This window comes from Ruminococcus sp. FMBCY1, from assembly GCF_023921805.1.
Classification (GTDB): domain Bacteria; phylum Bacillota; class Clostridia; order Oscillospirales; family Acutalibacteraceae; genus Ruminococcoides; species Ruminococcoides intestinale_A.
In genome coordinates this window covers 2241995-2257346 of the sequence record NZ_CP074197.1, presented here as the reverse complement: position 1 = coordinate 2257346, position 15352 = coordinate 2241995, and the positions used below count along the sequence as shown (strand labels likewise).

The window sequence follows — 15352 nt, the reverse complement described above, 5'->3', positions numbered from 1 at the left end:
AAGACATTAATTTTCCACAAAACAAGCAAAAGCAAAAAACAGCCATTTAAGCGATATTTCAGAGCAAAATTTATCTATCATAAAGATAAAAATCACACCTAAGCTATATATAATTACTATTATATAATAAAGCAAATAAAAAAACAAGAAAAGAAATTTTAAAAAAACACTTGCATTTTTGTTCGTTTTCTGTTATTATAACAAAGTTAGATGTGAAAAATGATTTTTAAGGAGGTGCAGACGCATGGCAAAATGTGATTTCTGCGGTAAGGATGTAAAGTTCGGCATCAAGGTATCTCACTCACACAGACGTTCCAACAGAACTTGGAAGCCTAATGTACAGCGTGTAAAGGCTATTGTTGATGGCTCTCCAAAGCGTGTATATGCTTGCACCCGTTGCTTACGTTCAGGTAAGGTTACCAGAGCAAACTAATACAGACAAGTCGAAAACCAATGCCGTTCTGATTTTAGAACGGCATTTTTCGTTGTCTTATGCTTAGTTTTAGGTTATTTATTAAAAAAGTTGGTAGAATTATAGTTTATCAGAATATATCTGCAAAGTATTTTTCTAAACCACAACTTAACAGTTACACAGACAAAGCCTTGCTTTCTCAGATTGAAAGCAAGGCTTTTTTTGCTTATAGAGATTACTTATCACAATCATCAACAGAGTTTTGTTCTGTCAATATCTCTAATATCTATTCTCTTTATTTTACCGCTGATAGTCTTTGGCATTTCGTCAATAAATTCAATATGCTGAATATGCTTATATGATGCAACCTTTGAATTTACAAAGTGCTTTATATCCTGCATAAGCTCTTTGCTTTTATCAAATCCTTTGGCAAGGTGGATTGTCGCCTTAATCGCCTGACCTCTTGCTTTATCGGGAATGCCCGTTACCGCACATTCCATAACGGCAGGATGCTCCATAAGCACATTCTCTATTTCAAACGGACCTACTCTGTAACCTCTTGTTTTAATAAGGTCGTCAATTCTGCCCACATACCAATAATAGCCGTCATCATCCATATAAGCAGTATCACCTGTATGATATATGCCGTATTTCCACACATTTGCGTACAAATCTTCATTTCCGCAATAACCCATAAATATGCCGTGTTGATTTTCTGACGGAATTACAACGATTTCTCCGACTTCATTTGCAGGCAGTCTGTTACCCTCATTGTCGGCAATCATAATATTATAAAGGGGTGTGGGCTTGCCGAGTGAACCAATTTTAGCCGTACTTCCGACCAAATTACCGAGCATTAATACAGATTCGGTCTGTCCGAATCCCTCCATAATCTGCAATCCTGTTTGCTTATGTACCTGCTCAAACACTTCCGGATTAAGTGCCTCACCTGCTGTTGTAATGTGCTCAAGGTGTGACAAATCGAATTTCTTCATATCTTTTTTGATAAAATATCTGTAAACCGTAGGAGGTGCACAAAAAGAAGTTACCTTAAAATCTTCAATCACCTTTAAAAGTTTTTCAGGTGAAAAAATATCAAAGTCATACACCATAACTCCGCAACCGCAGAGCCACTGACCGTAAATTTTACCCCATGATGCTTTACCCCAGCCTGTTTCCGCTACCGTAAGGTGAAGCCCGTTTTCCTTGACATTCTGCCAAAATTTTGCGGTCACAATATGCGCTAAAGTATAGGTATGATTGTGCATTACCGCTTTTGGATAACCCGTTGTGCCTGATGTAAAATAAATCAGCATCGGCTCTTTTGCTTTCGTCTGTACTCTTTCAAGGTTTTCGTCAGCATTTTCAATTTCCTTTGTAAGGTTAATGCTGCCCTCAACATCTCTGCGAACCACAAATACTTTTTCAAGTTGAGATTTTACTGTCTTTGCCTGCACCAAAGTTTCGGCTGTAACATCATCAGGAGTTGAAACTGCGAATTTAATATTAGCAGTTTCAATACGGTAGGTAATATCATCAAGGGTAAGCATATTTGTTGCGGGAATAACAACCGCACCGAGTTTATGCAAAGCAGGCACAATGTACCAATACTCGTAATTTCTCTTTAAAATCACAAGTACCTTATCACCTTTTTTTACTCCGTTATTTCTTAATGCGTTAGCCGCTTTATTACTCAAAGTTGCAATATCAGAAAAAGTAAATGTCTTTCTTTCATTATGAACATTTGTCCACTGAACAGCAATATCGTTTGGTGCGCACTTTGCCATTTCATCTACAACATCATAACCGAAATTGTAATTATCGGGATACTTTAATTCAAATTTTTCAAGCACACCGTTTTTATCAAGTGTATAGTCACAAAAATTCTTAAATAACTGCATAATTATCTCCTAAATATTAATACTAAGATAATAATTACAGCGATAAATTGCCATAATTAATAAAATTAAATTTTCAACTATTACTAATCAGTACATACAACAGGTCAATCGTCACCAACCTGCAAGAATATTTTAATTATGTTTTTATTATAAACAATTCCCCCAATAAATACAACACTCCGCATAATGCGAATTATAATATTTTTGCATTATGTTATGCGGTTTCTGCATAAACAATTTTAAAAAATTGGAGCTGTTTTTTTACAGCTCCATAAAGTTTAAGTATAATTATTTATTGAAGATTGACATAATGTCATAGAAAGTATCGTCATCATCGTCTGTAACATCTTTCTTTGACTTTTCAGCAGGTGCGGAAGTTGGTTTTTTCTCCTCTGTAAGGAAACTGTCCTCAACTTTTTTCTTAGCAACCTGACTGTCGGCATTAAAACCTGTAGCAATAACAGTTACGCTGATAGCATCTTCCATCTTATCGTCAATAACAGCACCCCAAATGATGTTAGCGTCTTCAGATACCTTATCTTTAATCATTGTGGATGCAGCGTCAATATCATCAAGGCTTACATCTGCAGAAGCTGTAATGTTAATGATAAGACCCTTAGCGCCGTCAATTGAAGTTTCGAGAAGTGGGCTTGAAATAGCCATATCAGCAGCAACAGTAGCCTTATCTTTGCCTGTTGCACTGCCCATACCCATATGAGCATAACCGGCATCCTTCATTACAGAAGTAACATCGGCAAAGTCAAGGTTTACAAGACCCGGAAGGAGAATAAGGTCAGAAATACTCTGAACACCCTGTCTTAAAACATCATCTGCAATAGCAAATGCGTTCTGAAGTGTGATGCTTGTTTCTGAAACATACTTTAATCTCTCGTTTGGAACAATGATAAGTGAATCAACGCAAGCAGAAAGCTCTGCAATACCCTGCTCAGCCTGTGTCATTCTTCTCTTGCCCTCAAAAGCGAACGGCTTTGTAACAACGCCTACTGTAAGAATACCCATATCCTTGGCAATCTTAGCTACAACAGGAGCTGCACCTGTACCTGTGCCGCCGCCCATACCGGCAGTAACAAATACCATATCTGTATCCTTAAGGAGAGCTGCAATTTCGTCATTGCTTTCTTCAGCTGCGCTCTTACCAATGTCAGGCTTAGAACCGGCACCCTTACCCTTTGTAAGTTTCTCACCGATCTGTACCTTCTGTGAAGCCTTTGAAAGTCTGAGAACGTGCTCATCTGTATTTACAGCGATAAATTCAACATTCTTAACTCCCATATCAACCATGCGGTTTACAGCGTTACCGCCGCCGCCGCCAACACCGATTACTTTAATTTTAGGCATATACTCATTTTCCAATTCAAGTTCAAAAGCCATTTAAACATCCTCCTTGTTATCTATATTCATCCCGTCTATAAATCATAATATCACATTTAAGGCGATTATAATTCATATATTAACACACTTTTGTAAAAATATCAATGCTTTTGCGTGTTTTTTTTAATTTGCTGATTCCATTTTATTCCTATTTGTTTACACAAATATATTTTTCTCTAAAATGCTTTTTATTATGTCAAATATTTACATATAAGAATTATAAATACGAATTATTCGGGTCATCATACTGCGTCGAATAATCTTCTGACGGTTCGCCGCTGTTGTATCCGTCACTGCCGTCAGAATAGCTGTCGGAGCTGTTGTCTGAACCGTTCGAGCCTGACGAATTAAGCGAGCCATATACATCGGCGTATCCGTCACCGTCGGTATCAAAACATTCTGCAATACCGTCGCCGTCAGTATCAAAAGCAACAATACCGTTTCCTATATCTGTGCCGGTTGCAGGAATACTGCCTACATAATTGCCGTTGCTATTAGTGGCAAGTGTAGCAGGCGGTGTTGTTACAGCAGGGGAAGTATTGTCAGCAGCCTGTGACGCAATTGTAGTACCGACAGGCGCAGTAGTAACCGCTATTGTTTCGTTAGGATTAAATCTTGATGTCTTTGTCGTACTGCAAGATGAAACATCAAGAGTACCGTAAATTGCACCTGTTTTGTTAGGGTCAAGCTTTTCGGTTATTATCGCCATTGCCGTTCTGATTTTGTAATCAATATCTTCCGGCAAACCGATAATAACAGCTATTCTGTTGTCATAAACAAGCTCTATATTCGCTGTATTTGTAACATCAATACCCGTTATTCCTTTAAATTCATTTTTGCTTAACGAGTCGGAAATTTCTTCAAGAATTACAGGCACATTTTCATCGCTGTATGATACATATTCGCCGACTGTTGTATTTTTAAGTGAACTGCTTGAAAGTACGGGGTAGTTTGACGAATTGTCAGCCATAACATCAAGTATTCTGCCTTTTGAACTGATAAGCAGGAATTTTCCGTCATTTATAATAACATAAGACGGAACAGCGTCCGTTATGGTTATTTTTATTGTATCGGGCACTACAAAATCAACTTTTGCAGATTCGACATAAGGCAGTTTCTCTGCAATTTTATCGGGTGTTGCAGTCATTTTACCCACAAAAATATTACTCTGCAAAGCTACATTTGCATACGAAAGTATTTGATCTTCGCTGTAAAAGCTGTTTCCCTCTACCTCAATTTTTTCGGTTTTAAAAAGAACTGTAAGCGACAAAATTACGCCGATTAAAAGCACCACGCCGCAGGTAATTGCCGACGCCATAATTCGGCGTTTTTTAATTTGATTTGAAGTCATAGGCTTTTTAAGGCGCTTAACTTTTTCATTTTCCTGCTCGTGAATACTTTGGGCAACTCTTTGCTGCTTTTGGCGCTCACCGAATTCATCTATATAAAAACCGTCATCATAAGCCCTTGGCTTTAGATTTTTGATTTTCTTTTCACTTTTTCTTATAAAGCGTTCTTCCTGACTGAGATCATCTCTCTGCTTTTTCATCTGTTCATTGAGTTTTTGCTCAATTTTGCTGTGAGATTTGTTCTCTGTCTTTTTTTCGGATTTTGTATTATTTTTTGTTGCTTTTGCCTTTTGTGCATTGTAATTTTTCTTTGACGGTGCGGTTTTCGGCTTTTTGTTTTCGCCTTGTTTTTTAGGCTCATTCTGCTTTTTGGCACTGTCTTTATTTTCCTGTTTAGCGGAGGATTTTACTGCCTTTTCCCTGTTTTTTCGGTACTTTTGTGCCTCTTTGGCAGCCTGCTTTCGCTGCTTTCCGATTTTTCTGCGTTCTTCCGCCGAAAGCTCCTTCCTCTTATCTTCTGCCATATTATCCTCCTTACAAATATACCCATCCTAAAGCTTTGATATACTCGCACCCAAAGAACCGAGCATAAGCTCTATATTTTCATATCCTCTTTCCAAATACTCCGAATTACCTATATCGGTAACACCGTCTGCCGAAAGTGCGGCAATTACCAGTGCCGCTCCTCCACGCAAATCGGGCGCATCAACTTTTGCTCCGTACAGTGACCGCACACCCTCTACAACGGCAACCTTTCCTTCTGTTTTTATCTTTGCACCCATTCTGGAAAGTTCGCCTGTATGTCGGTATCTGTTTTCAAAAATATTTTCGACAAACACGGTAGTTCCTTCCGCTACGCTTGCAACTGCCATAAGAGGTGCTTGAGCATCGGTAGGAAAACCGGGATACGGCATTGTACGAATAGTTCTGATAGCCGAAAGTTTTTGCGGTGCGGATATCGTAAGATTTCCGCCGCTTGAGCGTATCTTGCAGCCTGCCTCCTCAAGAACGGGAATAACTGTTCCGAGATGACTCTGCACAATTCCTTTCAGCGTAATTTTTGATTGAGTAACAGCCGCAGCAGACATAAGAGTTGCCGCAACTATTCTGTCGGGAATAATTGTGTGTTGAGTGCCGTTAAGCGACGAAACACCGTCTATCACAACAACTCCCTCGCCTGCGCCGCTGATTTTTGCTCCGCAACTGTTGAGATAATCTGCAAGGTCGCAAATTTCAGGTTCGCAAGCGGCATTTATAATTGTAGTTGTACCGTCAGCGGTACTTGCGGCTATCATAATATCTTCGGTTGCACCTACGCTCGGAAACGAAAGAGCTATTTTTGTGCCTTTCAGCCCCTTTGGTGCAGTACAATCTATTACGCCATGTTTTTCTACAATTTCCGCACCCATTTGTATGAGTGCATTCAGGTGCATATCTATAGGACGAGGTCCAAGATCGCATCCGCCGGGGAACGAAAGTTTGACCGCACCCGTCCGTGCAAGAACAGCACCTAAAAAAATAATTGAACTTCTTGTTTTTCTCATCAGAACATCAGGAATGTCATTTCTGCACAATCCGTCAGCGGTAATGAGCATAGTAGTATGAAATCGCTTTACATTACAGCCGAGATAGCGAAGAATCTGCGAGGATGCCTCAATATCCGAGAGAGCGGGACAATTGAAAAGCACATTCTCGCCCTTTGTCAGAACCGAAGCCGCAATAATCGGCAAGGCGCTGTTTTTTGCACCCTGAACATTAACTTCACCGCTGAGCTTTTCCCGTCCCGTAACAAGAAGTCTTGACACAATAACACCCTCCTACATAAAATACCTTTACATTCTATGTATCAGATGCAAAATGTGTTACACAAGACCAAGCACACCTTTTATAACGGAGTAAATTCTCTCGTTAGCGTCTGTTATAGCGGTTTTTCTTGCATTTTTTGCATATTCGGCAAGTTTTTCGGGATTTGAAAGCATATTGTCTGCCTTTTGCATAAGCAATCTGCCTGTAAGATCCTTTTCTTCAATAATATCGGCAGCACCTGCATTAACAAGCGCCATAGCATTGTGATACTGATGATTTTCCGCAACATTCGGTGACGGAATAAGAATTGCGGGTTTGCCGAGTGCCTGAATTTCGCTAAGTGTAATAGCACCTGCACGGCAGATTACCAAATCCGCAGCCGCCATACAAACATCCATATCATTAATAAACTCTCTTATATCGAGATTGTCAGCTTTTTCAAGGTCACAGCCCTTTTCTTTCAAAAGGTCGGGGAACCATTTTCCGTATTTGCCGTAAGCGTGAATATGTTGGTATCTTCCGTCTATTCCGCTCCTTGCAATTAAATCGGCTACACCCTCGTTAATTTTTCTTGCACCAAGACTGCCGCCGAATGAAAGCACTACAGGTCTTTCGTCAACACCGAGCTTTGCCCGTGCCTCTTCCCTGTTTGCTGTAAGGATTTTACTTCTTACAGGGTTACCCGTAACGGCAAAATCCGCCTTTTTATCAAAATGCTTTTTAGCGTCGGGCACTGCAAGCATTACCTTGTCAACTTCTTTTGCGAGCATTTTGTTTGTAATTCCCGGATAAGCATTCTGCTCGTGAATAACGGTTTTTACACCGAGCTTTGCGGCAGCTCTGATAACCGGACCTGAAACATATCCGCCTGTACCGATGCAAATATCAGGTTTAAATTCTTTTATAATTTTCTTTGCGTCAATAGAAGAAGTGATTGTTCTTTTTACAGTTTTTACATTGTCAACCAAGCCTTTCGGTGAAAGCTTACGGTTAAAACCGCTGATAACAATGAATTTCATATTATATCCTGCCTGCGGAACAAGGGTTTCTTCCATACCGCCCTTGTTGCCCACAAAAAGAAATTCCGTATCGGGTTTCTTCTGCTTTATAAATCCTGCGATGGCAAGAGCAGGGTTTATATGTCCTGCCGTGCCTCCTCCTGCAAGTAAAACTCTCATTTATATACCTCCAAACACTTACTGCTTTTCGATGTTTGCCGTTCTTGAAACCGAAAGCACAAGTCCCATCTGCGCAAGCAGCATAATAAGCGAACTGCCGCCGTAACTGAAGAACGGCAAGCTGATACCTGTATTAGGCAACCAGTCGGTAATTACAAGAATATTAAGTATTACCTGCAAACCGATCTGTGAAGTAAGACCTATACCCAAAAGTTTTCCGAAATTATCTTTTGAACGAAGTGAAAGTGTAATTCCTCTCCATACAAGAAGTGCAAATATAAGAAGTATGAGGACTGCACCCACAAGTCCGAGTTCCTCAACTACAATAGCAAAAATAAAGTCGTTCTGCGGTTCAGGCAAATAAAGGAATTTCTGTCTTGACTGACCGAGTCCGAGACCCCAAAGTCCGCCGGAACCGATTGCGTAAAGTGAGTTTCTTGTCTGCCATGTTGTCTGCCACATATCTTCGGTTGTGTATTCAAGCGACTGTCCCCAACCGTCCATACGGCTCATAGCATATGTAAGTCCGCCTGTCATAGCAAGCACAATTACCAATGCGCCGAGAATAATACCGCCTATTGCAAGGTATCTTGTTTTCATACCGCCAATGTAAAGCATAAGGACGGTAAGCATTGCAATAATAACGATACCCGAGTAGTGAGGCTCAAGGAAAAGTAACATTGCAGTCGTACCGAATACTGTAATACCGGGGAGTACACTGAATTTCGGCAACTGCATTTTATCATAATGCTTACTGCACCAATGAGCAAAGAAAAGTATTGTAGAAAACTTTGCAATCTCTGACGGCTGAATATTAAAAGGACCTAAAGGAATCCAACGGTGTACGCCTGCTTCGCCTGACGGCACGATAAGTACAATTATCAAAGCAAGGTATGAAATACCCATAATAAGAGGAACAACTCTGTGCAGCTTATTATAGTTAAAAAACGAAATACCAAACATACACGCTACGCCGATAGCGGCAAAAATCAACTGTCTTACAAGGTAGTAGTAACTGTTGCCAAGGCTATAGTATGCGACCGGGTAACTTGCCGAAAACATCATAATCAAGCCTATTGTAAGCAACACAAGAATAATAATGCAGAACGGCAAATCTATACCCATACCCGTTGTAATCCAACCCGGCTTTCTTCTGCGCTTTTTACCTGTAGAATTTGCGGAATTCTTTTTAGGAGCGTTAAAGAATTTCTCTTTCTTAGCCTGCTCTGCTTCAAGATATTTCTCGTCATATATTCTGTTTATATCAGCCTTGAGTATCATATTCAGATACGGAGCCATTCGCAAAACCTCCCGTCAGTCTGAAAAAATAAATTAAGCAACTACACCAAAGTAAACAATCAACGCAGAAATCACGCCGAATATTGCTGTTACAATGCTGAATACGCTTACTATCTTAACCTCGCTCCAGCCACACATCTCAAAATGATGGTGAATAGGGCTCATCTTAAATAATCTTTTGCCGTGGGTAGCCTTAAAGTAGCTAACCTGTAAAATAACAGAGAACATCTCACAAAGGTAAACAATACCTATCGGAAGAAGAAGTATAGGCATATCAACAGCAAAAGCTATTGCACATACAAGTCCGCCGAGGAAAAGTGAACCTGTATCGCCCATAAATACCTTTGCAGGGTGGAAGTTCCAAACAAGGAAACCAAGGCAAGCACCTGCCGATGCCGCACTCCACGCTGTTACACCGAGAGCGCTCATCATACATGCTATTACCATAAAGCTTATACATACAAAAAATGTAATTGAACCGTCAAGACCGTCTACGCCGTCGGTAAGATTTACCGCATTGACAATGCCGACAATTACAATTGCCGAAATAATGTAGTAGAAAAATCCGAGGTCAACTCTGCCAACAAAAGGAATTGTTGTTGCAGTGCCGCAGCCTGCAACTGCAAGAATAATAATATAAACAATAGCGGCGGCAAACTGTAAAATAAGTTTTTGCTTTGCTGTCAAACCTAAATTACGCTTTTTTACTACCTTGGTGTAGTCATCAATGAAACCGATAGCACCGTTTGCAAGGGCAAGGAAAAGTCCCGCAAATATCATTACGGTTTCTTTATTAATATCCGCAAAATAAAGGTTTATGAAATTCTTACCGATGCACATATATACAATTGTGCTTATTAATGTAACGGCTGTAATAGCTATAATAAACATAAAACCGCCCATAATCGGAGTACCCTGTTTTTTCTTATGCCACTTAGGGCCGTCTTCAAGAATAGTCTGACCAAAGTGAAGTTTGCGAAGCATTGGAATTAAAAATGCACCCGCAACCGCAGAAATAATAAATGCAACGATAGCCGCTGCAAAAGTCCAAATTCCATATACCATTAATTATCGTTCCTTTCATACGGGCAAAGGGCTTGAATAATCAAAGCCCTGCCCAATGGTTTATTTAACATTGCAGTCCCCTCTGAACCGCAAATTTTAATCGTTCACACTCACCGACGAACTGAAGGTTACGGTAATAAGTGAGCCTTCGCTTACCATAGTGCCCTCTGCTATATCCTGTGATGTACTTACTACACTGCCCGATGCCGCACCCACAAGGCTTACATTAAGTCCGTATGAGCTTGCAACGGCATTTACCTCAGAAACCGAATATCCCACAAGCTTCGGTACTGTTACTTTTTCGGCTGTACTTGCCTCATCTGTGTAAAGCACAATGTTGCCGCCGTTAGGTATCTGTGATGACGGAGCAGGGATCTGAGAAATAACATTATTGCCCTCGCCCTTTACAGTAACTGTAAAGCCGTCATTTTCTGCATTTGTTGTAGCCTCGGATACTGAAAGTCCAACATAAGAACCGGCTACTGTATCAATATACTCAAGCTCGTCATCCGAGTAGCTTGTTTTAATGTCAAGATAAGGAAGAACCTCTGTCATAATATTGATAAATACAGGAGATGCTACCTGAGAACCGTAGTATGAAGCACCGTTTGGTGTATCAAAGAATACAAGCATAGCAACCTGAGGGTCATCGGCAGGAGCGTATCCGCAGAAAGATGCAATATAGTCTTCCTTATAGTTACTGATTATTTCCCCACCCTTTTTCTCGGAAGTACCTGTCTTACCTGCTACACGATAACCGGCAACATAACCCGAAGTCGAACCTGCAGTTGATGTGTTGTATTCAAGAATTTCGTTCATCTTATCAGATGTTTCTTTTGAAACAGCCTGGCGCTTAACTGTCTTTTCAACGGTTTTTACCACATTGCCATCTGAATCTGTGATTTTTGAAACCACATAAGGCTGGAGTACATAACCGCCGTTTGCAACAGCGGCACAAGCTGTAATCATCTGAATAGGTGTGATTTTAAAGTTCTGACCGAATGAACCTACCGCAAGGTCAACTTCATCCATATCTGTAAAGAACTGGTCATCAGCCTCACCGGGAAGGTCAATTCCTGTTTTGTCCGCAAAACCGAATGCTTTATAATACTGTGTATATTTGTTAATGCCAAGCAACTGTCCCATCTGCATAAAAGCAGGGTTACAAGAGTTTACTATTGCCTCTGTAAAGCTTTGTGTGCCGTGGCCTGCAAGGTTATGACAATGAATAGGATCGGCATCAGCGATTGTCATTGAACCCGCACAATAAAATGTACTTGTGTCCGGATTTACAAGACCTTCTTCAAGAACCATTGACGCTGTACACATTTTAAATACAGAACCCGGCTCGTAAGTATCGGCAACAGCCTTATTACGCCACATTGCTGACAAAGCCGCACTTTCCGCTGCATCCTGTTCATTTTCGGGAAGAGCGTCTATTTTTTTCTGTTCTTCGTCTGAAAGCTGATAAGGATTGTTAAGGTCATAACCGTTTGCCGTAACCATAGCCAGAATAGCGCCTGTATTTACATCCATCAATATACATACGCCTTTGTTAAGAACATCATTATCAATGATACCCTGTGCCATATATTTTTCACAAATAGACTGAATTGTTGAGTCGATTGTAAGATAAAGGTTATTACCGTCCTTAGCTGCAACATTCTGCTCATATTGAAAAGGCATTTCAGTACCTATTGAGTTTTTGGCGGTTACGATTCTGCCCGCTGTACCTTTAAGATAAGTATCGTACTCATACTCAATACCCTCAAGACCCTGTTCATCGCTGCCTGTAAATCCAATTACATTAGACGCAAGGTCGTTATTCGGGTAATATCTTTTGTAGTCATCCTGCAGCTGTACCGCATAATCGCTGCAGTCGTAGTCTTTCTTAAGTTTATCGATAAGTTCAAGAATTTTTGTTCTTGTATCAGATTCAATCTTACGCTTTACAACTACATAGTAGCTGTTCTGCTTTGTCTTTTCAAGCAAATCTGCCTTATCAAGTCCGAGAATTTCAGAAAGACCGGAAGCAACAGCCTCTCTCTGCTTATCGGTATCTATATTCGCAGGCGACATAACTACCTGCCATACAGATGCACTTTCCGCAAGTACCTTGCCGTTTGAATCATAAATCGTACCACGCTTTGCGGGGAGTTTTCTGTCCATAAGCTGTTGTTCAACCGCAGCCTGCTGCAATTTTCCGCTCTGTATAGTGGTAAGATAACCGAGTCTTGCAACAATTGCGCCAAAACCGATAACAAGAATAAGTACAATAAGAACTGCCGTTCTGTGTCTTAGGCGCTGATTAGGACCCTTTGCGGCCTTCTTTTTCTTTTCTTTTTTAGTAAAATCGTTTTTCTCCAACAAAATTTCTCCTTTCAACCGCAATAGCCTTATAAAAATGTAAATATTTTACAATAACTGTTCTATACCGAAAAAAGAGCCAAGACACAGTCTTAACTCTTATTCCTCCATAACATTTGTATTAAGTTTGCCGTTATGTTATGACCAAAGATTTGCTATTGAGCTGATAAACTGAGTAAAGAGGTTTTCACTTTCCGGAGAAGTAACCTCTGCCTTATCTCCACCCGATAGTGAAACAAATTCTTGCTGAGAACTTGATGCTTTGGTCAAACCAAGCTGGTTTTCGGCATATTTTTCAATGTCTGATGAGCTAAGCTTTGCCTGCAAGCTCATTTCTGTCTGTGTATAAACACTCTGTGCATTTGAGAGTGTTTCTTTTGCGGTAATAATCTGCTGATTAAGTTCTGTGATTCTTACCTGTCCCACAATAATTGTTGCAATAATCATTGCAACAGCTGCACCGCCGATTGTACCGAGTGCAACCTTAAGCGGATTGTGTCTGCGCTTTCTGATTTTATGTAATTCCTCTTCCGGCAGAGAAATTACTTTTTTACCGGTCTTTTTCTTAGGTTCTTTTACCTTTTCTACTTCTTCGTCACGCTTTGGCAAAGGAGCTGCTGAAGCCTGGTCAAAAAGACTCAAATCATAAGCTGCGTTTCTGTTTTCATATGCCATATTCTGCACCCTGTGCCTTTCCGATATCATTTATAATAAAACACACAATATACTCATTTTTCAAAACGAGCAAAATATTTCACAAATTTAACATTTTAAAAGAATTATACGTATTTAAAGCACGATAAATCGTCTTTAAAGTCCTATATTATGCGTACATATAGTAATTGCAGTATAAAAAAGCTACTACTAATAGTATCTGTAACCTTATTTACAGCTTTGTTATATTTTACTACAATTTAGCTCATTTGTCCATAGCTACCAAAGAAAAAACTATATTTTTTCGCATATTCTCAACTTTGCACTTCTCGCCCTGGGATTTAATTCCAATTCTGTCCCATTTGCACAAATCGGTTTTCTGGTAATAAGTTTTGCCTTGGGCTTATTGCCACATACGCACACCGGAAAATCTTTCGGGCAAGTACATCCCTTACACCATGACGCCATTTTTTGCTTAACAATTCTGTCCTCAAGCGAATGGAATGTAATAACCGCAAGCCTTCCGCCCGAACCGAGCATTTCAAACGCTCCGTCAAGACCTCTGTTAAGTGCTCCGAGTTCGTCATTTACCGCTATTCTTATAGCCTGAAATGTTTTTCTTGCAGGATGTCCTTCTCTTCGCACTTTCTGCGGAACATTCTGTTTGATAATCTCGGCAAGCTGTAAGGTAGTTTCAATTTTCTTTTCTTCTCTCGCTTTCACAATACCCTTTGCAATGGAATCCGCAAATTTTTCTTCACCGTAGGTGTAAATAATTCTGCGTAATTCTTCAAAAGGAAGCGAATTTACCAAATCTGCGGCTGTTGTACCGCTTTGGCTCATTCTCATATCAAGAGGAGCATCCTCGTGAAAAGAAAATCCCCGTTCGGCTGTGTCAAGCTGATGAGAAGAAACACCGATGTCAAGCATAACCCCATCAAGTCTGCCAACGCCTCTTTGCTTTAAAAGCTCGGCAATGTCTGCAAAGTTGCCCTTTATGATTATTGAATTTTCATTTTTGCAAAAACGCTTTGTAAGCGTTTGGATAGCATCGGGATCACGGTCAATTGAGATAAGTTTACCTGTAGTAAGGTGTTTTAGAATCTCACTGCTGTGTCCCCCACCGCCTGCAGTACCATCGGCATAAATGCCGTTTTCTTTAATATTAAGCCCTTCGATGGTTTCATTGAGCAGGACGGGAATATGATTAAATTCCATAGCTTGCTCCTTATCCGAATGAAAGGCTGCCAACTGCGTCGGCAAGCTGTTCCTTCTGTGAATTTACATAATCCTCAAACACTGACTTGCTCCAAATCTCAATACGATTATTAAGACCGATTACAAGAGCATCGCTGTCAAGCTTTGCGTTCTCCCTTAAAGTTTGCGGAAGCTGAACTCTGCCCTGTGAATTAGGCGATACTTCAACAGCGGTTGCCGTAAAAGTATATTGGAGAATCATAGCTTTGTTAGCGGGCAGCTGCATAATCTGTGAACAGAAATGCTCAAAAACTTCCTTAGACATAACCTGAATACAAGGAGTGCCAAATCCCTGTGCTACATAAAAGGTTTCTCCGAGTTCGTCACGGAATTTTGCAGGCAAAACAACTCGTCCTTTTGCATCGATTGAATTATTAGACATTCCGGAAAACATTTTGCCCACCTCCGTTTAGAACTGAATTTCGGTTTTTTGAGTATCATTCAGTCACTAAATGACACCTTATGCCACCGTTTGCTATCATTATACCCCATCAGCTGATAAAAATCAAGATAAATATAGCACAAAATGAAATAAAATTTACAAACCTAAGTAATATTTTTCAGATTTGAAATTATTTTTACCTTATTTTAATTTATAATTCTCAAGCGAAATTATAATACAAAAAAGAGCCGCAAAACCTCCATAAAATCTGGGATTTTTGCGACTCTTAA

The 15352-nt window shown here is 40.1% G+C and carries 12 protein-coding genes; 1 reads left to right on the top strand and 11 read right to left on the bottom strand.

Annotated features, from left to right (window positions below; genetic code table 11):
• Positions 1-244 precede the first annotated feature (244 nt).
• Entirely contained in the window at positions 245-433 is a 189-nt protein-coding gene (rpmB, locus tag KGF34_RS11135; protein WP_022234957.1) for a 50S ribosomal protein L28, read from the top strand.
• A gap of 230 nt (positions 434-663) precedes the next feature.
• Here rpmB and KGF34_RS11130 read toward each other — a convergent pair whose 3' ends face one another.
• From KGF34_RS11130 to KGF34_RS11080, 11 genes are all read right to left on the bottom strand, one after another.
• Positions 664-2313, bottom strand: coding sequence for an AMP-binding protein (locus tag KGF34_RS11130; RefSeq protein WP_252559086.1), 1650 nt, complete (start codon positions 2311-2313; stop codon positions 664-666).
• Between the two features lie 288 nt (positions 2314-2601).
• Positions 2602-3705 carry a cell division protein FtsZ gene (gene ftsZ / locus KGF34_RS11125; RefSeq protein WP_022234959.1) on the bottom strand — a complete coding sequence of 368 codons (1104 nt, stop codon included), beginning with the start codon at positions 3703-3705 and terminating at the stop codon, positions 2602-2604.
• A gap of 217 nt (positions 3706-3922) precedes the next feature.
• Positions 3923-5578, bottom strand: a complete 1656-nt coding sequence (locus tag KGF34_RS11120) for an FtsQ-type POTRA domain-containing protein (protein WP_252559083.1) — start codon at positions 5576-5578, stop codon at positions 3923-3925.
• Positions 5579-5605: 27 nt separating this feature from the next.
• On the bottom strand, positions 5606-6859 hold the full coding sequence (murA, locus tag KGF34_RS11115) for a UDP-N-acetylglucosamine 1-carboxyvinyltransferase (protein ID WP_022234961.1): 1254 nt from the start codon (positions 6857-6859) through the stop codon (positions 5606-5608).
• A 57-nt stretch (positions 6860-6916) separates the two neighbouring features.
• Positions 6917-8038, bottom strand: a complete 1122-nt coding sequence (gene murG, locus KGF34_RS11110; protein ID WP_022234962.1) for an undecaprenyldiphospho-muramoylpentapeptide beta-N-acetylglucosaminyltransferase — start codon at positions 8036-8038, stop codon at positions 6917-6919.
• An 18-nt stretch (positions 8039-8056) separates the two neighbouring features.
• The gene (locus KGF34_RS11105; protein ID WP_252559080.1) at positions 8057-9337 is read right to left on the bottom strand and encodes a putative peptidoglycan glycosyltransferase FtsW; all 1281 of its coding nucleotides are present in this window, start codon (positions 9335-9337) and stop codon (positions 8057-8059) included.
• Between the two features lie 33 nt (positions 9338-9370).
• Positions 9371-10402: a phospho-N-acetylmuramoyl-pentapeptide-transferase gene (gene mraY / locus KGF34_RS11100; RefSeq protein WP_252559078.1), complete on the bottom strand. Its 1032-nt coding sequence runs from the start codon at positions 10400-10402 to the stop codon at positions 9371-9373.
• Positions 10403-10498: 96 nt separating this feature from the next.
• On the bottom strand, positions 10499-12769 hold the full coding sequence (locus KGF34_RS11095; RefSeq protein WP_252559075.1) for a penicillin-binding transpeptidase domain-containing protein: 2271 nt from the start codon (positions 12767-12769) through the stop codon (positions 10499-10501).
• Positions 12770-12907: 138 nt separating this feature from the next.
• Positions 12908-13444 carry a hypothetical protein gene (locus KGF34_RS11090; RefSeq protein ID WP_252559070.1) on the bottom strand — a complete coding sequence of 179 codons (537 nt, stop codon included), beginning with the start codon at positions 13442-13444 and terminating at the stop codon, positions 12908-12910.
• 273 nt (positions 13445-13717) lie between these two features.
• Positions 13718-14641 (bottom strand): 16S rRNA (cytosine(1402)-N(4))-methyltransferase RsmH, encoded by a 924-nt coding sequence (gene rsmH, locus KGF34_RS11085; RefSeq protein WP_249375950.1) that lies wholly within the window; start codon positions 14639-14641, stop codon positions 13718-13720.
• A gap of 10 nt (positions 14642-14651) precedes the next feature.
• Positions 14652-15074, bottom strand: a complete 423-nt coding sequence (locus KGF34_RS11080; RefSeq protein WP_022234968.1) for a division/cell wall cluster transcriptional repressor MraZ — start codon at positions 15072-15074, stop codon at positions 14652-14654.
• Positions 15075-15352 lie beyond the last annotated feature (278 nt).